Genomic DNA, 19,301 nt, shown 5'->3' with positions numbered 1-19,301 from the left:
TACGATTGCGTTTTACGAAACTCACGTTTTTCCGAGATTCGTTCCCAAGATTTTCGCGTGGTTCACGTATTTCGTGATTCCCTATAGTCCTTACGTTTCGCGTGTTTCCGCATTTTCACGTGTTTTCGTGCCTTCAGGCCGCGACCTTCGGCTGCAATCCGGCGGAACGCTCCACCGCGTTCTCCTGCCCGCACACCTTCAGCCAGTTCGCAAGCAATCGGTAGCCGTCTTGCGTCATCACGGATTCGGGGTGGAACTGCACCGCATACATCGGCTTGCTGCGGTGCTTGATGCCCTGCACGATGTGGTCGCTCTGCGTCCACGCGGTCACTACCAGCTCTTCCGGCACGGAATCAGGCTCCACTGCCAGCGAATGGTAGCGAGTGGCGACCATCGGATTGGCCACTCCTTCGAAGATCTCGTCGTCGATATGCTCCACCAGACTGGTTTTGCCATGCATGATGGTCGGCGCATGGCTTACGGTGGCGCCGAACACTTCGGCCAGCGCCTGCATGCCCAGGCAAACGCCGAACATGGGCTTGGATTGCTCCGCGCACAGGCGGATCATGCCTTCGCTGGCGCCGGATTCCGCCGGAGCGCCAGGCCCTGGGGAGATCAGCACGCCGTCATATTCGTCGATCACACCGTCCTCGCCCGGGTCGATCGCATCATTGCGCACCACCGTCACTGTGGCACCCAACGTCTTCAAATATCCGACGATCGTGTACACGAACGAATCGTAATTATCCACGACCAGAATGCGTGCGGAATCGGTCATCATGCTCCTATCGACGTTGGAATGCCGGCATCTGAATATTTCGAATCGTTCGAATGCTTCAAATCCCTCGAATATTCCGAATGCTTGCGTTGTGCGAATACTTGCGTTTGAACAGCAGTCTACGTGCGCAGCATGCCGTGACATGACGCGCGTCTCACGCAGCAACCGCGGCGACTGCAAAAGCGCCTTATACGGCCGTGTAATTCGACATTTCCCGCAATGCCGGAATATTCGTCGCGGCCCACGGGAACAGCCATTCAAAGCACGATGCGGCTGCCGCGAAAATCAGCAACGCCATCAGCACGAGTCGAATCGGAAGCACGCCCGGCTGCAATCGCATCAATCCTCCGTACAAGCTGAATTCCGGCTTTTTGCGACGTCCCGCGCGCACGTCGGCGAGGTACGGCCAACGCCATGCTACGAGCGCGGAAAGGAAGATGATCACGTATGCGGCAAGCGCGCCAAAAATCCACGGTTCAAGCGAGCTGATGGATGAGACGATCGACGTTTTTTCGTTGTTGACGAATTTGACTTTGCCGTTGGAGTCGGTGGATGCGAGCTCCTGGGGGATGCCGTCGGACACTTTCGCCCAGTATGAGAATTCCGCGTAGCTGATCCAGCGGTGCGTCGGCGTGGAATATTTCGGTTCGCACGTAGTCATGGTCAGCATGCGTTTGGTCGGTGTAGCGCCGGGATTTTCGGGGTTGGCGGCGACCACTTCGATGTCGGTCGGCAGCACGATTTTGTGGCTCGTGTAGTGGTATACGTACCAGTAATCCTGCGTACGGATGATGATCGGGTCGCCTTCCTGCAGTTTGTCGACATCTCCGAGGGGCTGTCCGTAGCCGTTGCGGTGGCCTGCAAAGGCGAAGTTGCCGACTTGGCCGGGCATTTGCGAGTCTTTGTAGTGGCCGAGGCCGTGCTTGTTGAGTTCGGTGAGGGAGGTTCCCTCAACGAGGTTGCGTTGCCATTGGCTGCCGAATCGCGGAATGTAGACTTGGGCGATCAGTTCGCCTTCCTGCGCGCTTTGCGGTTGCGTTGGCGGGTCGCCTTCCTGCGCCTGCGCGATGGTGACGTTGTCGGATTGGCCCGGGTCGGACCATGATACGGATTGGCGCGTTTCGATTTGGTTGTGTTCGGCTTGCACGCCCGTCCACCACATTTGCCATGCGATGTAAAGCGCGCAGATGGCCGCCGCGGTCAGCATGAGTTCGGCGAGTATGCCGAGCATCGTCCATACCACGCTTTTGCGGCGTTGTTTGTGTGCCACGTGCTTCATCGTTCACTTCCCCTCTTGCGATTCCTGCACATCCTGTGATTACTGCGTTTCGTCCGTTTACTGCGTTTCTTCTGTTCCGCCGCTCATCGCCTGCGCGTATTGGAGCGGCTGCTGCAGAGCGTCGGTCGCCTCGAAATGCAGTTTTTCTTTTTCTTCGACCTGCCAGCCCAAGCCGAACGCGCTGACGTACTGCCGGTATATGGTCACGTCCTGCGAATCGTCAAGCGCTTTTTTCATATTGTCGACCGGCCCGATCGCGGAAATGGTAAATGGCGGCGAATACTTTTTTCCCTGAAGAAGCAACACGTTGCCGGAACAGCGCACCGCGGAGTTGAAAAGCACGCGCTGGTCCATGATCATCATGGATTCCGCGCCGCCCGCCCACAGCGCGTTCACCACGGCTTCGACGTCTTGCTGGTGCACCACGTAGTCGTTGATGTTGGATGTCGATCCGCTGGAGTCGACCATGTTTTCCCAAAGTGGCGAGTCATCGAGCGTCACCACGAGTCCGGGGCCTTCAACCGCGGGCAGCATGGTGCCGTTGCCTGCGCTTTCGCTGTCTTGCGGGTCGGTGTCGCCTTGGCTGCTCAATGTTTTGCTCAGATCGTTCACGCGGGAGCTGAGCGCGTCGACTTCCGCCTGCAGGGAGTTGACTTTTTTCACGCGTTGTTCCACGAGTTCGGCGGTATCGTTGGTCACCACGACGGAACGGTTCACGCGCAGGTTTGTGGCGAGCAGGAATCCGGAGAATATGAGCACGAGGAGTGCCGCCGCTCCGGCCGCTTTCGACCGTTTCGCGGTGTGCTTTCCGGTGTGCTTCGCCATGCGGACCTTCCTGATTCCTGTTAAGCATTTGCTCTGACCGAGAACAGTTTTTACGCTGTGAGTTCGCCGCTTTCGAGTCTACCCACTATTATGACTTTTAGCCTATTAAAGGAGACTATGCTGATGGCTGACGAAGAGCTGCACGAAACCACCGCGGACGACCAGAACGATCTGCAGTCCGCGGACGACACCGCTGCCGTTGAAGAGGGCAACGAAACCGTTCAGGATGCCGCTGAGGAGACCGCCGTCGAATCCGATTCCGCTGATTCTGACGACGATGACGATCTCGACATTCCGATGGACCGCGTCGAAGCGGTGTTGAACGCCACTGCCGACAAGGATTCCCTGAGCCCGCAGATGCAGCGCATGATGAACCGTCAGGCAGAAAACACCCGCCGCGTGGAGGAGACCATCAAGGGCACCAAGTCCAATCCACGTTGGTTTGTGCCTCTGTTCTGCGCGCTGATGATCATCGGCCTGATTTGGGCCGTGGTCTACTACCTGACCTCCAACTACCCGATTCCGAACATCGGCGCATGGAATCTGGCCATCGCGTTCGCGATCATCATGGTCGGATTCATCATGACCATGTGGTGGCGCTGACCCACCGTTTCACGTTTATTGTTTAGGCAGCTTCGGTAGCACGTTTGAAGTGGGGCGTCTGTACTCTTCGCACAGTCAGACGCCCTTTTCGCATACCCTTTTTACGATTCTTCCGCAATCGTCCTGCAATTCCTGCGACTCGCCTATCACTTGTCTCGCGCTTTTCTCAATTTCCTGGTCGCTTGTTCAGATTTTCGACGTGCGCAGCAGCACATGACTGCCACCTTGCATGGTGGTACCAAACAGGTAGACCGTCCCACCATCGGCAAGCTTCAATTTCTTACGTAGCTGCGGTGCCGTAAGCGGGAAATTACGTACCGCGATATTCGCTTGTTTCACACCATTCAGCAATCGTTTTGTATCTTTTTTATTCATGCTTCCGACTGCTTCAATCGCAAATCCTCGTCCCGGAAAATCGGCTATCTGCTGTTCCGACACAAACAGATGGCTGCTCGGACCGATCTGTGTCACACCGAACCGTTCCTCGACCAGATCAAAACAGCCGGCCTTCATAATCGATGCATTCGGCTCATACAAGTAGTTTTTCGCCTCCGGCAGCGGTTTGCCGCCAACGCGCAGGCCTTGCGTATATGCGGCGGAATCATAGTCGATCCGCTGATCGTCGTTCACGCAGAACACGTGCGGCGCAAGACGCCGGTGCGAACCCGCACCATCCACGCCATCGCGCGCATCCGAATGCGCCGGCCGTCCCAGCACCAGCAGCAGTTCCTTGCATTCGTTGCCGATGGCCACAATATGCACTTCGCGTACGGCCCCGTCGAAATCGGCGACCGCCTTGCGCCAGTCCAGCATGGGAGACAGTTTGACCAGCGTGCACTGCGATTTGGCGAGCAGCAGATTACGCAATTCGAGCACGTTCGGCGTGCAATCCTCGATCGCGTAGGTGCGCGCGCCATGCTCGTCGCGGCGGGCCGGATCAAGGTAGATAAAGTCCACCGGATCCATCTGCCTAAGGTATTCCACGCCGTCGCCGCACACGATACGCGCCTGGTCGAGTCCCAGTGCGGCCATGTTGTGCTCGGCCAAATCGCACAGGTGCCGTTGTCGTTCCACATAAGTGGCTTGGCTGAATCCGCGCGCCAGATACGAGAAGTCCACGCCGAACCCGCCCGTCAGATCCACCATCGTCCTTTTCGCCACCAATGTGTCCGATTCGGCAGAATCGGTCATCCACGCGCCCATTTTCACCTCTTGCGTGTCCGATTCTGGAGAATCGGACGTCCGTAAGCACATTTCGGCCTCATAGTTGCCCAATTCTGCAGAATCGGACAACTGGAACGCACTTTTTGCCGTTTGCATGACCGATTCGGCAGAATCGGACACTCTGACGCGCACGGTTGCGGATGGTGCGAGCAGGGTTTGTGCGATTTCGGACTTGTATTGGGCTGTGAACTGCGAAGAGCACTGTTCCATGGAAATGTGCGGAGGGTATACGATTCCCTCGCAGGAGGCCCATTGCGGCAGTTTTTTGCTTGCAATCTGCCATCCGGCGATCTGGTCGAGCGCCAATGGCAGGTCGAGTCCGTCCACACGCCTGGCTTTCAACGCCAGTTCACGCACGTCCTCGTCGCGATGCATCGCCACGAATTCGCGCGTTTCGTCATTCATGATTGTCATTGGTGACGCACCTGATTTCATTTTGTTGATTCGTCGTCATTCTGGGGATTTTCCAGTTTCGCACAATGTGGATAAGTCGTGGATTATTGTGGACGAATGTGGATAGCGTCTATATCTTGTGGACAGTTTTATGAACGTCCACAAGATATAGGACGGCGTTTTCCCCATTTTTCCTCTATGCACAAGCGGGTTATCCACATTTTCCACCGTTGAAAAGCCGGGGAATTCGCCGTTTTGTGAATATCCCTGTGGATAATACACCGAGTTATCCCCGACTTACCCACAGTTCGACCCTTACTTATCCACAAAGTTATCCACAAATGTGGATAAGTCATATCTACAATTCCCCGAATCTGCTTTTCTCCTACCTTCCGACTAGAAGAACATGCCAAGAAGGGGGTTTACGCGAAGTGGATTGCTCATATTACACGCGACGACAATCGCAATAATCACGGTCAACATGATTGCGCCATAAATCAGCGTGCGCTGCTGCAGGCTTTTGCCGCGCAACGCATGCAGGCCGGAAACCAAAAGCCAGGCGAACACTCCTCCGATAATGAATCCGCCGATATGCGCCTGCCATGCGATGTTCGGCGTGATGATCGGCATCAGGAAGTTGATGAGCATCCAGATCAGCATGGAACGAATGTCTATGCCAATGCGCTGGTATACCACCAAAATCGCCGCGAATAGGCCGAATAGCGCGCCGGAAGCGCCGTATGCGGATGTCAGCCAACCATCTTGCGAAAACAGTGCCCAGACCATCATGCCGGCGCTTCCGCCGAGTCCTGACAGCACGTATAACGCGAGGTATGGCAGATGCCCCATCATGCGTTCCAATACAGGCCCGACGCACCACAAGGTCAGCATGTTGAAAAGAATGTGCCATAAGGAGGCCGGCTGGTGCAGGAACATTGACGTAATGAAGGTCCATGGGCGGTGGGTCGCCAGCGCGGGCATGAATACGCCTGAGCCGACGAATGCGTTGCAGCCGGCCGGCCAGGCGATTTTCAATAGCGTTTCGACAATCCAGACCGCGACGCATATCACCATGATTGCGACGGTGATCACGGGATCGCCGTTACGCCAGCGGTATCGCATGGAACGTGCAGAAAAGAGATCTTTGAACGACGGGGAATCGGGAAACAGACTGAAACGTTGATAAGCCATGTTTCAACCCTACTGGAACGTGCGAATCCGCGAATCTGCGAAATCATTGCAAATGATTGCATTCTTGTGAATCCTCGGCGCGTAAATCCACCCAATCAACACATTCAAGGAATTAATATAGTGAACAGAGTTGGCTTGAACGAGCAGGTCAGCCAATGTTCGCCGATATTTGGGAAAGGAGCCGTCATGGAGAACAAGTCTTCTAACGGTTGGAAGTTCTTCGCACTGCTCTTCGGAGCTTTGCTTGCCGGTGTCGTCGGTCTGTATGTGTACAAGCAGCAGAATCCGGATTACGATCCGTGGGAGGAGCCGTGGGAGAACAGCTCGTCTCCTGTCGATCTTGGACTGACCAAGGATGCCGAAGAAGCCAAGGAAGCCGATACAGAGGCCGCCGCCGCTCCCGAAGCCGCCTGATTCCTACTTCTTTTCAAAGCCCTGTCGCCCTTTCGCGCAGGGCTTTTTGTTATCCAAACACAAAAAAGGGACGATTCCAAAGAATCGTCCCTTTGTCATCACGCCTTATCTAGCGCTATCAGACGAGCGGAGCGAAAATAATGACACGTATGTCTGTAAAGCGCGCCGAGGGAAGTCGTACAAAAGTACGTCGACCGAGGAGCAACGCCGCAGACACTCCGTCATTACTTGAGCGGAGCGAGTGGACTGACGCGTGCGGTATCAAGGCGTGGAAGGCGAAGGCGTACGAAGGTACGTCGAGCCTTCCACAACGTAGATAACGCTCCGTCAGTCTGCGAGCGGACCCGTCTTCCAGATGCGCTCGAGGTAATCCTCCATCGAACGATCGGAGCTGAAGTAGCCCGAGTTCGCCACATTGATGAGAGCCTTGCGGTTCCATTCGAGCGGCTGGGCGTAGAGGGCCTCGATTTCCGACTGGATGGCGGTGTAGGCGCCGAAGTCGGCGAGGGTCATGAACCAATCCTTGGTGAGCCAATCGTGGACGAGGTCTTCGTACACGGTCTTGTCGCCGTTGGAGAAGGTACCGTCCGCGACCATGTCGATGGCGGCCTTGAGGCGCGGATCGGCCTCGTAGTACTTCCTCGGATCGTAGCCTTCGGCGTAGAGGGCGTCCACCTCGTCGACGGTCATGCCGAAGAGGAAGAAGTTCTCAGCGCCGACGCGCTCACGGATTTCGACGTTGGCACCGTCGAGGGTGCCGACGGTCATGGCACCGTTGAGAGCGAACTTCATGTTACCGGTACCGGAGGCTTCCTTGCCGGCCTGGGAGATCTGCTCGTCGAGGTCGGTGGCCGGGATGAGGTGCTGTGCGAGGCGAATGTTGTAGTTCCACGGGAAGTAGACATTCAGCTTGCCCTTGACGTCCGGGTCGTTGTTGATGACGCGGGCGACGTTGTTGATCAGCTGGATGGTCTGCTTGGCCAGGTAGTAGCCCGGAGCGGCCTTGGCACCGAACACGATGGTGCGCGGCATGACATCGTCGGCTGCGATCTTGCCGGACTTGATGTCGGCGTAGCGTGCGATCACGGCGAGGATCTTCAGCGCCTGGCGCTTGTACTCGTGCAGACGCTTGACCATGGTGTTGATCATGGTGTTCGGGTCGATGTCGAAGCCGTATTCGCGCTTGGCGTAGTTGGCGAAGTCAACCTTGTTGGCCTGCTTGACGGCAGCGAACTTCTTGACGAATTCGTCGTCGGCGGCAAGCGGTTCGAGGCCTTTGAGCAGTTCGAGGTCGCTCACCCACTTGTCGGTGCCGAGGCCTTCGGTGATGAGGTCGGACAGGCGCGGGTTGGCGAGCTTGACGAAGCGGCGAGGGGTCACACCGTTGGTCACGTTGGTGAACTTGTCCGGATACACGTCGGAGAAGTTCTTCAGGGTGACGTCCTTGAGCAGCTGGGAGTGCAGTTCGGCAACGCCGTTGACGTGGGAGCCGCCGTAGGTAGCCAGGTAGGCCATGCGCACGGCGTCACCGGTGTAGATGGCCATGTCCTTGATGGTAGCTTCGTCGACGCCCTTGGCCTTGAGCTCGGCTGCGAACTGGTCCTGGATCTTCTCGATGATTTCGAGGTGACGCGGCAGGAGTTCGCCGATGAGCTTGGACGGCCACACTTCCAGGGCTTCCGGAAGCAGGGTGTGGCAGGTGTAGTTGAAGGTCTTGTTGGTGACGGTCCAGGCGGTGTCCCAATCATAGCCGTACTCGTCCATGAGGACGCGCATGAGCTCTGGGATGCCGATGACCGGGTGGGTATCGTTGAGCTGGAAGGTGATCTTGTCTGCGAAGGTGGTCAGATCCGGCTTGTCCTGACCCGGGTAGAAGACGCGGATGGCGTCATGGATGGAAGCAGACACGAAGAAGTACTGCTGCTCGAGACGCAACGCCTTGCCCTGCGGGGTGGAGTCCTCCGGATACAGGATCTTGGAGATGTTTTCCGCCTCGACCTGCGGCTTGACGGCGTCAAGGTACTCGGACTTGTTGAAGGTGAGCAGGTCGAACTCGTCGTAGCTCTTGGCGGTCCACAGGCGCAGGGTGTTCACACGGCCGGAAGCATAGCCCGGAACCATGTAGTCGACCGGGACTGCACGCACGGACCAAGCCGGCTTCCAAACCTTCTTGCCGTTCTCTTCGACGACTTCGCCGCCGAAGGAGACCTTCTGGTCACGGTTGTAATCGATGTGGCCCCACGGCTCTTCGTTGGTCAGCCAGTAGTCCGGGGTTTCGATCTGCTTGCCGTTTTCGTCGAACTTCTGCTCGAAGATGCCGTACTTGTACTGGATGCCATAGCCGAATGCCGGCACGCCCAGCGATGCGAGCGAATCAATGAAGCAGGCGGCCAGACGGCCGAGGCCACCGTTGCCGAGGCCCGGCTCGTGCTCGGCGTTGACGACGTCCGACACGGAGAAGCCGAGTTCCTTGACCGCGGCATTGAACTGCTCGGTCAGACCGGCGTTGAGCAGCGCGTTGCGCAGCTGCTTGCCCATCAGGAATTCTGCGGACAGGTAGCCGACTGCCTTGGTGTTGCCATTGACCATGTCAGCCTGGGTCTTGAACCAGGAATCCATGAGGTGGCGGCGCACCGCGGCGGACGCGGCGACATACACGTCGGCCGGCTTGGCCTGCTCGACGGTGACACCCTGGGTGTACTTCAGCTGCTCGCGGATCTCGTCTGCGAACTGCTCCGCGGTGACCGCGGACTTCGGTGCGGTAATTTCAGTCATTAATCGACTCCCTTTGACGGATTACTCTCCAGAAACATTATGCCTTGCCCCAGCGTCCTTGCATTAGCGGCCGCATGAACACTAAGTAACATCATGCATACGTTCTCATACACAGCATACTACACAATCAGAAAAAAGACGAAATTTCAAGCGATTACAGGTCAGCATTCGTTTGCAAAAATAAAGCAAACCGACTGCAAAAACGTTATGAACAACATGCAAACGACATGCAACAAAATTGAGAACGCTGTCAGCAATCGCAAATATTTTTCTTCTCTTCACACCCCTATTCAGTTGTGACTACGCTGTCTGCAACACCTCATCATAGTCGCTTGCAAGCGACAAAATAACACGTATGGCTGTTATTCGAGAACAAGATCTGCATAAGGGACATGACGCATTTGCGCAATGGCTGCAAACGTCTCATCGCATGATCGCCGACGGTATTCCCGCAAATACCGACGCGGCACGCGATTTCCGTCTGGAATTCTCTCCACGATTGCCACGCCAGCTGTGGGCGATGGCGGTGCGCTACTCGCTGCATCTGCTAGAGAAAAAAGCGCCCGGAGAGGGCGTGGAAGTGCGTGTCGCACCGTGGGGTGCCATCAAGATTCTCGACGGACCGGCATCCGATCCGCATAATCTCACACCGCCGGATGTGATCGAACTGGAACCGGACGTGTGGATGAGACTCGCCACGGGCATCACCAGCTGGCAGGAGGAAAAGGAGGCGGGACGCATCACGGCCGTTGGCGAACGCGACGATTTGAGTAGCTTGCTGCCGTTGGTGTGACAGGCTGCGAGAAGACCGTCACAGGCGCAAAAACGCATAGCAAAACCGCGATGTGGATACACCCAGCAGGCATATCCGCATCGCGGTTTCACAAAGTACCTGATATGCCGATCAGTCCTGCTTCTTCGGCTTCAGTGCGCTGGGCATCGGCATCGGGATGGGCTTGTGTGGCTTCGGCGCGGCGGACTTGGCTGCCGGGAACTCTCCGCTCGTGGCCTTCGCCGCCGCCTCTGCGGCCCACTTCGCATACTCGTCGAGGTCATCCTCGGCGTCGGTCTGCGCGGACTCCTGAGCATCTTCAGAAATCTCATCTTCAGCGTCCGCATCGTGAGAATATTTTGCTTCGATATCGGCGAAAGGATCAAAAGAACCCGAACCAGGCTCCTGGGCACCGAGCTCCTTGGCGAGCTCATCATAATCGGTGTCGGTGGTCAGGTACTTGAGCTTTCGGGCTATTTTCTGCTGTTTGGCTTTCTGACGTCCGCGGCCCATCTGACCCCCTGAGGATTACTGTGCTATCAATTCATCAAACAAGAGAGTACCACTTGTTATGCCATATTTCGTTGTCGGCTCAGACTTTTACGATAAAATCGCTGATTTTCTTAAGAAAAGGACACGTATGACGGACGAAACCCAGGAGCAGCAGATCACCGCTGTCGGCAATGAAATGAGCGCGAGCTTCCTCGCAGCGAAGAAGCGTTCCGACGCAACGCTCGCCGCAATCGAACAGAATCCGGGTAAGTTCACCATGCTTACCGGCGACCGTCCGACCGGACGTCTGCATCTCGGCCATTATTTTGGTTCGATTCGTGAGCGCGTCGCCATGCAGAATCGCGGCGTGAATTCGAATATCATCATCGCCGATTATCAGGTGATCACCGATCGTGACACGACCGAGCATATCGAAGACAATGTGCTCAATTTGGTACTTGACTACATGGCTGCCGGCATCGATCCGGAAAAGACCATGATTTTTACGCATTCCGCCGTTCCTGCGGAGAACCAGCTGATGCTGCCGTTCCTGTCATTGGTGACTGAGGCCGAGCTGCATCGCAATCCTACGGTGAAGTCGGAAATGGAAGCTTCCGGCCATGCGCTGACCGGCCTGCTGCTGACTTATCCGGTGCATCAGGCATGCGACATTCTGTTCTGCAAGGCCAATGTGGTGCCGATCGGCAAGGATAACCTGCCGCATGTCGAAATCACGCGCACCATCGCACGTCGTTTCAACGAACGCTACGCCAAGAAGCATCCGGTGTTCCCCGAGCCGGCCGCGATTCTGTCTGAAGCGCCGGAGATTCCGGGCTTGGATGGCCGCAAGATGAGCAAGTCGTACGGCAATTCCATCATGTTGGGCGCCACCGCGCAGGAGACCGCCAAGCTTATCAAGAAGAGTCCGACCGATTCCGAGCGTCGCATCACGTTCGATCCGATCGCACGTCCGCAGGTTTCCGCACTGCTAACGACCGCCGGTTTGGTCACCGGTCGTGATCCGAAGGAGATCGCCGAGGAGATCGGCGATTCCGGTGCGGGCGCGCTGAAGGCGTATGTGATCGAATCGGTGAACAGCTTCCTTGAGCCGCATCGTGCCCGCCGCGAGGAACTCGCCAAGGATATGGATTACGTGCGCGACGTGCTCGCCGAAGGCAACAAGAAGGCCAACGCCATCGCCAACGAAACCTTGGAGCAAGTCCGCGAAGCCATGGGCATGCGCTACTGAGCAGTACTCGCGCAAAAAGCCGGGCTGCGATTCCACACCGAATCACAGCCCGGCTTTTCCATATCCGACTGTTGCAACCTACGGCTGGAATGAACCCAAACCGCTTATATGTGGCAGATTCCTCAAACAAAGAAAATCCATTTGCGCTATATGTGGCAGATGACTTCCAAAAATAACGCCCAAAAGCCGTTTAGGGGGTATAAATCAAGGAGTCTTGCTTGAGGAACTGCCACATATAGCGCAAATGAGTTTCTGAGGCACACCAAATCTGCCACATATAGCGCAAATGAATTCACGCATGCTGGAAAACGACCTAGATCTGCGCGCGCTTCTCCCCTGCTGCGATTTCGGCGGCCACGAGATCGTCGTCCACATGGCGGTCGTCCGGGTCGTCGAGATAGTGGTCGAACTCGTGCAGCACTTCCGCACTCGGCGCAGGCGTTAGCAGCGACACCACCACGATGAACAGCAGCGAGATGATGAACGCTGGAAGCAGCTCGTAAATAGCGAAGACACCACCGAGCGGCTTGATGAAATTATGCCAGATCAGCACGGTCGCAGTACCGGAAAGCATGCCCGCAATCGCACCGAATTTGTTGGCGCGGCGCCAATACAGCGAACACAACATCAGCGGACCAAACGAAGCGCCCAAACCAGCCCACGCATACGAAACAACCTGGAAAATCGACGAATTCTGATCGAACGCAACCACAATGCCGAAAACGAACATGACGAGCAGCGTGATACGCGCCACCATCATCACCTGACGATCGGTGGCCTTGCGATAGAGCAATCCGCGGAAAATATTCTCGCCGACTGCGGAAGCGCCGATAATCAGGTATGACGATGACGAACTCATGGACGCGGCGAAAATGCCCGACACCACGATTCCGCACATGAAGCTCGGCAGCAGCGCCTGCGAAACCACAATGAAAATGTTCTCCGCAGCGGACTGCGTGACGAACTGCGTCGGCATCATCGCACGGCCGACCAAGCCAATGCACACGCCGCACGTAAGCGACACCACACACCATGTGGTGGCGATGATACGGGACTTTTTGATCTCTTCGGAACTGCGGATCGACAGGAATCGCACGAGCACCTGCGGCATACCGAAATAGCCAAGACCCCACGCAAGCATGGAAATCATGGTGATCACGCCGTATTCGGTAGGAGCGTCGAACATGGCCTGACCAGCCTTGATAATCTGCTCACCGGCATCGTTCAGAATCGGCGTGGCCATTTGCGTGCCGTCAAGGAAGCCTGGAATGCCTTTGAGGAAGGCGACGGTGTTGTCGACGCCGCCGACGGACGCCACGGAACCGATGAACACCACGGCCAGCGCGAAGAACATGAGCAAGCCTTGGATGAAGTCGGTCACGACCACGGAAAGATAGCCGCCGATCAAGGTGTAGGCGAACACGATGGCCGCACCGATCACCATGGTCAGGTGGTAGTCCCAGCCAAACAGGGTCGAGAAAAGTTTGCCGACCGTCACGAAGCAGCTACCGACATACACACAGAAAAATACGAGGATGATCAGCGCTGCGATGGTGGAGACGATGTTGCGTTTGTCATGGAATCGTTTGGAGAAGAAGTCCGGAATGGTGATCGCGTCACCTGCCACCACGGAGTAGCGGCGCAAACGGCGTGCGACGAGCTTCCAGTTGAGGTAGGTGCCGAGAGCCAGACCGAGGGCCGTCCACAGCGGGTCGGCGGCACCGGTAAAGTAGGCGACGCCCGGCAGTCCCATGAGCAACCAGCCGCTCATATCGGAAGCTTCGGCGCTTAAAGCCGTCAGCCATGGACCAACGCCTCGACCACCCGCGAAATACTGACGAGTGGAGGAATTGGAACGCTTGGAGTAGATGAAACCGATGGTGAGCATGGCCACAAAATAGATGACCATCGCCAGCAGCACCCAAAAATCTTTGGTAACCATGAATTCTCTCTTCTTAGATTTCTAGCCGAACTTCTTTCGAATCTCTTTCTTCAAATCTCTGACGAAACGAATTTCTTTCGAATCTCTTCTGAAAAAATGCGATTGTCCCAATGTACCGGTCGAACATTGCGACAATCGCATTTATCTCATTTACGCGCCCAAATGCCGAAACCCTGCGAGTTGTTATGCACCGTCTTGGACCCTAGGGGAAATTTGGCAATATGTGCGGTATCAAAGCGTACCGAAGGAAGGCGTACGAAGGTACGTCGACTGAGGATCAACGCAGATAACGCTCCATTGCCAAATTTTTAGATGTCGTATCTCCAAGACTTATCGGTGATAACGCGGGCCATGGCTAGGCCGATCGGCAGGCAGATAATTACCATGAAGGCGCGGAAAGCCCAGTCGAGGGCGTTCAAGGTGTCGAATTGGCCGAGGTGGAACATGGCTTGGTACATGTACAAACCGGGAACCATGATCACGATGGACGGCACGGTCAGGCAGATGCGCGGGTAGCCGAGATGCGGGGCGAGCCAGCTGCGATGAACCGCAGAACGCCATGCGGAGGCAAGCAGGCCTGCGAGCAGTGCACCGATGAATGCGCCAGCTTCGGCGGGAACGCCCATGTCAACGATTTCCAAACGCAAGGTGTCAGTAATGGCGCCAATGGTGGCGGCCACAAGGCACATGCGCTGCGGGGAATTGAACATAGTGGAGAAGCCCCAGACGCCGATGAATGCGAACACGAAACGCAATAGGCAATTGACGACCGGATTGAGTCCCAACGGCTCGAATCCTTCTGGATTCAAATGCACGATCGAAGCGACCATCCACCCTGCGAGCGTCGCCATCAAAATAATGCACAACACGTACGCAACGCGCTGAATGCCTGACGGAAAATCAATTTTCGCCATATCAAGTCCGCCCGTAATCAGCGGGAATCCAGGAATCACAAACAGCATGGCACCGATGTAAGCCGTATCATGCTGCAATGCGACGGGCTCGAAAATACCAATCAATCGCAGGGTGCCCGTGCAGGCGAGTGCCGCGACGGCCACACATACGAACGTCACGAAGAACTGGTTGAGATGGTGGGCGAACAGGCGACGGCGCAACCAGTGGCCAAGTCCCGCGCCGATGAACGCGCCGATCATGTCGAAGGGGCCGCCGCCAAGCAGGAACACGAAGGATGCGCAGGCGCAGGCCGAGGCGAATCCCGCGAATGCCGGCGAATACAGGGGCTTGCGCCGTTCGATCATGTTGAGTCGTTCGTGCGCTTGACGAACGGTGATGCCTTGCGTTTGGTTCTTTTCTTTGCCGACATGGTCGAAATGTTCTGCGTATTGGCCTTTTGGTGGCTTGTGATTGCGATTCTTGCGCGCTTTTTTCGTGGTCGATTCGCTTGACGTAACGTTGGCCGCACTAGCAGTTTCACGCTTGGTTTCACGTTCGGTTTCACGTTCACCGCGATTATGCTGCTCGCTTGCCGCTTCGATGTCACGCAAGTGCAACGGCTGCGCGGTGGTATCGGTCGCTTCGGCGCGTTCCGTCACCATTTCAAGCGCGTCGAGCACGGGATCGTCAGATCCCTCCTGATTCTGTTCGGCTTTCTGACGTTCGCGAAGACGCTTCGACAGGTCGGCCGACACCTGCGACGCATCACGCTTGTCAAGATGCTGCATAAGCCCTTCGGACACGTCGGATTGGCTGTGGTACATCGACCCTTTGCCGAGGTTCACGTTGAACCAGTCAGCGAAGTGTTCGAGCAGCCAAATGCGTTCCGTATTGACGCCAGTGGTTGGCAGGTCGATGACTTCGGTGATGCGGTCTTTGCCGTCGGTGCAGGAAGCTTCGATGTCGGTGAGGTTCACGTCGGCGCGTACGTGCACACCGAGCGGATATGCGATGCGGTGCATCATTTCGCGGACACGGAAACTTCCGGTGCCTGCGCCGAGATCGAGCATGCCGACACGTACGATCACGCTGGCTTTTGCTGCGATTCCCGCTTCAGCGACCGGCTTGTCCCAATCCCGTTCGATATCTTCCATATCGAGCGGAATGGAGTGTGTATGGAATTTGCTGACGGCCGAAGCGCTTTTTTCCGCGCTTTCGAAATTCGTCTCATGTTCATGTTCGTATTGTGCGCTCACAAGTTCAGGTCTAACGTGTGGGCTGGTCGGAGATTTTTCGAAATTTCCATCGATTTCACTTTGTGGACACCACTAGACCACGATGCGGACATTTCCGGTGTTTTCGTAACCAAACTGTCGATTTGCCGAGCATACAATAGCCGTGTATTACCGACCGAACTTAGGGCTGTGGGCTCGCAACAGATGGCCAAAACAATCGCGGAGGTGCCGCGAAGGACCGACAGACCGAGCAACCCGATGGTTCGGAGAAGGAGATCTGATGGCAGATAATAATCAACAGATCACGCCTGCGGACGCAGCTATCGTCTCGTCCGGCACGGGAACCAAAGGTCCCGAAGAGCGCGATCTTCCCGCATCTCTCAAAGAAGAAATGGATCTGTGTCTGCAGATTCTTCGCGAGGTTCTCGGCGAATTCGACGAAAAGCTGCTGGCCAAGTTCGATGAAGTGCGCGAACACGCACTGAACGCTAGCGCCGAACGCTTCTCCGGCATTCTGACGGATACGAATTCGGATCAGGATGACCTGCAGAAGGTCGTCGACATCATCGATAAAACGGATGTGCGTGAGGCACAGCTGCTGGCCCGCGCCTTCACCACCTACTTCCATCTGGCCAACCTATGCGAGGAGAACTACCGCGTCTCCGTGCTACACAGCCGTGAGGCCGCCGTCGATGAAACCCAAGCCGTCGACCCAGTGAACGAAATGACCTGCGCCTACCACCAGCTCATTAATGAAATGGGTCCGGCCAAAGCCCAGGAACTGCTCGACCATCTCGAGTTCCATCCGGTGTTCACCGCGCATCCGACTGAAGCCCGCCGCAAGGCCGTGGAAGGCAAAATCCGCCGCATCTCCCAGCTGCTCGCAACGCACAAGCTGCTTGGCGGTTCAGACAAGAAGGAAAACTCCCGTCGACTCTTCAACGAGATCGACGCGCTGTTCCGCACCTCTCCGATCGCACTGAAGAAACCGACTCCGGTTGAGGAATCTGGAACCATTCTCGATATTTTCGACAATACGTTGTTCTATACCATTCCACAGGTGTACCGTCGTTTCGACGATTGGGTCCTCGGAGATAAGGCTGGCCTCGTGCCGCCGGTATGCCCGGCGTTCTTCCACCCGGGAAGCTGGATCGGCTCCGACCGTGACGGCAACCCGAATGTCACCGCCAAGGTAAGCCGTCAGGTGGCCCGCAAGTTCAGCGACCACGTGCTGGGCGCGTTGCAAATCGAGACCCGCCGCGTTGGCAAGAACCTGACGATGGAAGCTGAGACCACTCCGCCGAGCGCCGAGCTCAAGAGCCTGTGGAACCATCAGAAGGAAATGAGCGAGCGTCTGACCGACAAGGCCGCGCTGATCTCCACCAAGGAGCTGCACCGTGCCGTCATGCTGGTCATGGCAGATCGTCTGAAGGCCACCATCGACCGCGATATTGATCTCATGTACCACTCCTGCGAGGATTACATCGCCGACCTGAAGGTCGTGCAGCGTTCCCTCGCCGAAGCCAACGCCAAACGTTCCGCCTACGGCCCGTTGCAGGACCTCATCTGGCAGGCAGAGACCTTTGGCTTCCATATGGTCGAGATGGAGTTCCGCCAGCACTCCGTCGTGCATTCCCGAGCGCTGGAGGATATCCGCGAACATGGTCTGCACGGTGAGCGTGGCGAACTGCAGCCGATGACCCACGAGGTGCTCGACACCTTCCGCGCGCTTGGCGCGATCCAGAAGCGCAACGGCATCAAGGCCGCACGCCGTTACATCATCTCCTTCACCAAGAGCGCCCAAAACATCAAGGACGTGTACGAGCTGAACCGCCTGGCGTTCTCCCATCCCGAGGATGTTCCAACCATCGACGTGATCCCGCTGTTCGAACAGCTTGAGGATTTGCAGAACTCGGTAGACGCACTCGAGGAAATGATCAAGATTCCGGAGGTCCAGGCTCGTCTGAAAGCCACCGGCGGCAAGATGGAAGTCATGCTCGGCTACTCCGACTCCTCGAAGGACGCCGGCCCGACCTCCGCAACCCTGGCCCTGCATTCCGCACAGGAACGCATCGCCAAGTGGGCGGAATCGCATGACATCGATCTGACCCTGTTCCATGGCCGTGGCGGTGCCGTCGGCCGCGGCGGCGGCCCGGCTAACCGTGCCGTACTCGCACAGCCGGTCGGCTCCGTGAAGTGCCGCTTCAAGCTCACCGAGCAGGGCGAGGTCATCTTCGCACGCTACGGCAACCCGGCACTGGCCATCCGCCACGTCGAGTCCGTTGCGGCTGCAACGCTGCTGCAGTCCGCTCCGAGCGTGGAGAAGCGCAATACGGACATGACCGCCAAGTACGCCGACATGGCCAGCAAGCTCGACGAGGCCGCGCATAACCGCTTCCTCGACCTGCTGAACACCGACGGCTTCGCACCGTGGTTCTCCACCGTCACGCCGCTGACCGAAATCGGTCTGTTGCCGATTGGCTCCCGTCCGGCCAAACGTGGCCTTGGAGCCAAGTCCCTCGACGATCTGCGTACCATTCCGTGGATCTTCTCCTGGGCGCAGGCACGCATCAATCTGGCCGCATGGTACGGCCTGGGCACCGCGTGCGAGCAGTTCGGCGATTTGGACACCTTGCGTCAAGCATATGAGGAATGGCCTCTGTTCTCCACGTTCATCGACAACATCGAAATGTCGTTGGCCAAGACTGACGAGCGCATCGCCAAGATGTACCTTGCTCTCGGAGACCGTGAGGACCTCAACAAGAAGGTCCTCGACGAGATGGAGCTCACCCGCAAGTGGGTGCTCGAAATCGTAGGCGACAAGTGGCCTCTGCAGCACCGCCACGTGCTCGGCCAGGCCATCCGCATCCGCTCGCCGTACGTGGATGCGCTGTCCGCCACCCAGGTGCTCGCCCTCGGCTCGCTACGCAAGCGCGTGGACAAGGAAGAGCTCACGCACGGACAGAAGGCGAACTACACCTACCTGATCCTGTGCACCGTCTCCGGTGTCGCCGCAGGCCTGCAGAACACGGGCTGATTTTCGGCTGACCGCCTGGATGATGTGAGCGGGGAGGTTCCGTGCCGATAAACGGCGCGGGCCTTCCCGCTCGCGTTATTCGGCCCTAGATTAGTCGGCGCCTCCGTGCGCGCGAAACGGGATCTCATATCGCAACGTTGCGTAAAACGCAAAACCAAAGTAGCGTAAAATGTAAGATGAAATCAGCGTAAAATGTAA

At 56.8% G+C, this 19,301-nt stretch carries 14 protein-coding genes; 5 read left to right on the top strand and 9 right to left on the bottom strand.

The features are described 5' to 3' along the window. Positions 1 to 133 precede the first annotated feature (133 nt). The 3 genes from AH68_RS00165 to AH68_RS00155 form a co-directional block, all read right to left on the bottom strand. On the bottom strand, positions 134 to 778 hold the full coding sequence (locus AH68_RS00165; RefSeq protein ID WP_039196538.1) for an anthranilate synthase component II: 645 nt from the start codon (positions 776 to 778) through the stop codon (positions 134 to 136). A gap of 187 nt (positions 779 to 965) precedes the next feature. Next, positions 966 to 2,057 carry a class E sortase gene (locus AH68_RS00160; RefSeq protein WP_039196536.1) on the bottom strand — a complete coding sequence of 364 codons (1,092 nt, stop codon included), beginning with the start codon at positions 2,055 to 2,057 and terminating at the stop codon, positions 966 to 968. A 57-nt stretch (positions 2,058 to 2,114) separates the two neighbouring features. Next, on the bottom strand, positions 2,115 to 2,882 hold the full coding sequence (locus tag AH68_RS00155; protein WP_039196534.1) for a DUF881 domain-containing protein: 768 nt from the start codon (positions 2,880 to 2,882) through the stop codon (positions 2,115 to 2,117). Positions 2,883 to 3,005: 123 nt separating this feature from the next. On the opposite strand from AH68_RS00155, the gene crgA reads away from it, so the two are divergent. Continuing rightward, positions 3,006 to 3,485: a cell division protein CrgA gene (crgA, locus tag AH68_RS00150; protein ID WP_039199602.1), complete on the top strand. Its 480-nt coding sequence runs from the start codon at positions 3,006 to 3,008 to the stop codon at positions 3,483 to 3,485. 186 nt (positions 3,486 to 3,671) lie between these two features. On the opposite strand, the gene AH68_RS00145 is transcribed toward crgA, so the two are convergent. Beyond that, positions 3,672 to 5,123, bottom strand: a complete 1,452-nt coding sequence (locus AH68_RS00145) for a THUMP-like domain-containing protein (RefSeq protein ID WP_144245670.1) — start codon at positions 5,121 to 5,123, stop codon at positions 3,672 to 3,674. A 375-nt stretch (positions 5,124 to 5,498) separates the two neighbouring features. After that, positions 5,499 to 6,293, bottom strand: a complete 795-nt coding sequence (locus tag AH68_RS00140) for a rhomboid family intramembrane serine protease (protein ID WP_039196530.1) — start codon at positions 6,291 to 6,293, stop codon at positions 5,499 to 5,501. Positions 6,294 to 6,479: 186 nt separating this feature from the next. Here AH68_RS00140 and AH68_RS00135 point away from each other — a divergent pair, with 186 nt between their 5' ends. Further along, positions 6,480 to 6,707: a hypothetical protein gene (locus AH68_RS00135; protein ID WP_033501558.1), complete on the top strand. Its 228-nt coding sequence runs from the start codon at positions 6,480 to 6,482 to the stop codon at positions 6,705 to 6,707. Between the two features lie 327 nt (positions 6,708 to 7,034). On the opposite strand, the gene AH68_RS00130 is transcribed toward AH68_RS00135, so the two are convergent. Further along, positions 7,035 to 9,482: a glycogen/starch/alpha-glucan phosphorylase gene (locus AH68_RS00130; RefSeq protein WP_039196526.1), complete on the bottom strand. Its 2,448-nt coding sequence runs from the start codon at positions 9,480 to 9,482 to the stop codon at positions 7,035 to 7,037. A gap of 355 nt (positions 9,483 to 9,837) precedes the next feature. On the opposite strand from AH68_RS00130, the gene AH68_RS00125 reads away from it, so the two are divergent. Beyond that, positions 9,838 to 10,275 (top strand): sterol carrier family protein, encoded by a 438-nt coding sequence (locus AH68_RS00125; protein WP_039196524.1) that lies wholly within the window; start codon positions 9,838 to 9,840, stop codon positions 10,273 to 10,275. 111 nt (positions 10,276 to 10,386) lie between these two features. Here AH68_RS00125 and AH68_RS00120 read toward each other — a convergent pair whose 3' ends face one another. After that, positions 10,387 to 10,767 carry a DUF3073 domain-containing protein gene (locus AH68_RS00120; protein ID WP_004222827.1) on the bottom strand — a complete coding sequence of 127 codons (381 nt, stop codon included), beginning with the start codon at positions 10,765 to 10,767 and terminating at the stop codon, positions 10,387 to 10,389. A 127-nt stretch (positions 10,768 to 10,894) separates the two neighbouring features. On the opposite strand from AH68_RS00120, the gene trpS reads away from it, so the two are divergent. Continuing rightward, entirely contained in the window at positions 10,895 to 11,995 is a 1,101-nt protein-coding gene (gene trpS / locus AH68_RS00115) for a tryptophan--tRNA ligase (RefSeq protein WP_033501562.1), read from the top strand. Between the two features lie 313 nt (positions 11,996 to 12,308). On the opposite strand, the gene AH68_RS00110 is transcribed toward trpS, so the two are convergent. Both AH68_RS00110 and AH68_RS00105 read right to left on the bottom strand, forming a co-directional pair. Next, positions 12,309 to 13,937: a sodium/proline symporter gene (locus AH68_RS00110; protein ID WP_039196517.1), complete on the bottom strand. Its 1,629-nt coding sequence runs from the start codon at positions 13,935 to 13,937 to the stop codon at positions 12,309 to 12,311. A gap of 308 nt (positions 13,938 to 14,245) precedes the next feature. Beyond that, positions 14,246 to 15,985, bottom strand: coding sequence for a threonine/serine exporter family protein (locus AH68_RS00105; protein ID WP_236682482.1), 1,740 nt, complete (start codon positions 15,983 to 15,985; stop codon positions 14,246 to 14,248). Between the two features lie 361 nt (positions 15,986 to 16,346). On the opposite strand from AH68_RS00105, the gene AH68_RS00100 reads away from it, so the two are divergent. Beyond that, the gene (locus AH68_RS00100; RefSeq protein ID WP_039196513.1) at positions 16,347 to 19,103 is read left to right on the top strand and encodes a phosphoenolpyruvate carboxylase; all 2,757 of its coding nucleotides are present in this window, start codon (positions 16,347 to 16,349) and stop codon (positions 19,101 to 19,103) included. The last annotated feature ends 198 nt before the right edge of the window (positions 19,104 to 19,301 follow it).

Origin of the sequence: Bifidobacterium catenulatum PV20-2, assembly GCF_000800455.1 — a bacterium.
In the GTDB taxonomy this organism is placed as follows: Bacteria; Actinomycetota; Actinomycetes; order Actinomycetales; family Bifidobacteriaceae; genus Bifidobacterium; species Bifidobacterium kashiwanohense_A.
Note: the sequence above shows the minus strand (reverse complement) of the source record. Positions and strands in the feature narration are given on the sequence as shown.

What these genes read in the sequence shown, in the direction of transcription:
- AH68_RS00155 (WP_039196534.1), bottom strand. Translation starts at nt 2,882, where the DNA reads ATGGCGAAGCACACCGGAAAGCACACCGCGAAACGGTCGAAAGCGGCC.
- AH68_RS00140 (WP_039196530.1), bottom strand. Translation starts at nt 6,293, where the DNA reads ATGGCTTATCAACGTTTCAGTCTGTTTCCCGATTCCCCGTCGTTCAAA.
- AH68_RS00125 (WP_039196524.1), top strand. Translation starts at nt 9,838, where the DNA reads ATGGCTGTTATTCGAGAACAAGATCTGCATAAGGGACATGACGCATTT.
- trpS (WP_033501562.1), top strand. Translation starts at nt 10,895, where the DNA reads ATGACGGACGAAACCCAGGAGCAGCAGATCACCGCTGTCGGCAATGAA.
- AH68_RS00160 (WP_039196536.1), bottom strand. Translation starts at nt 2,057, where the DNA reads ATGAAGCACGTGGCACACAAACAACGCCGCAAAAGCGTGGTATGGACG.
- AH68_RS00165 (WP_039196538.1), bottom strand. Translation starts at nt 778, where the DNA reads ATGACCGATTCCGCACGCATTCTGGTCGTGGATAATTACGATTCGTTC.
- AH68_RS00135 (WP_033501558.1), top strand. Translation starts at nt 6,480, where the DNA reads ATGGAGAACAAGTCTTCTAACGGTTGGAAGTTCTTCGCACTGCTCTTC.
- crgA (WP_039199602.1), top strand. Translation starts at nt 3,006, where the DNA reads ATGGCTGACGAAGAGCTGCACGAAACCACCGCGGACGACCAGAACGAT.
- AH68_RS00145 (WP_144245670.1), bottom strand. Translation starts at nt 5,123, where the DNA reads ATGACAATCATGAATGACGAAACGCGCGAATTCGTGGCGATGCATCGC.
- AH68_RS00130 (WP_039196526.1), bottom strand. Translation starts at nt 9,482, where the DNA reads ATGACTGAAATTACCGCACCGAAGTCCGCGGTCACCGCGGAGCAGTTC.
- AH68_RS00100 (WP_039196513.1), top strand. Translation starts at nt 16,347, where the DNA reads ATGGCAGATAATAATCAACAGATCACGCCTGCGGACGCAGCTATCGTC.
- AH68_RS00120 (WP_004222827.1), bottom strand. Translation starts at nt 10,767, where the DNA reads ATGGGCCGCGGACGTCAGAAAGCCAAACAGCAGAAAATAGCCCGAAAG.
- AH68_RS00105 (WP_236682482.1), bottom strand. Translation starts at nt 15,985, where the DNA reads ATGGAAGATATCGAACGGGATTGGGACAAGCCGGTCGCTGAAGCGGGA.
- AH68_RS00110 (WP_039196517.1), bottom strand. Translation starts at nt 13,937, where the DNA reads ATGGTTACCAAAGATTTTTGGGTGCTGCTGGCGATGGTCATCTATTTT.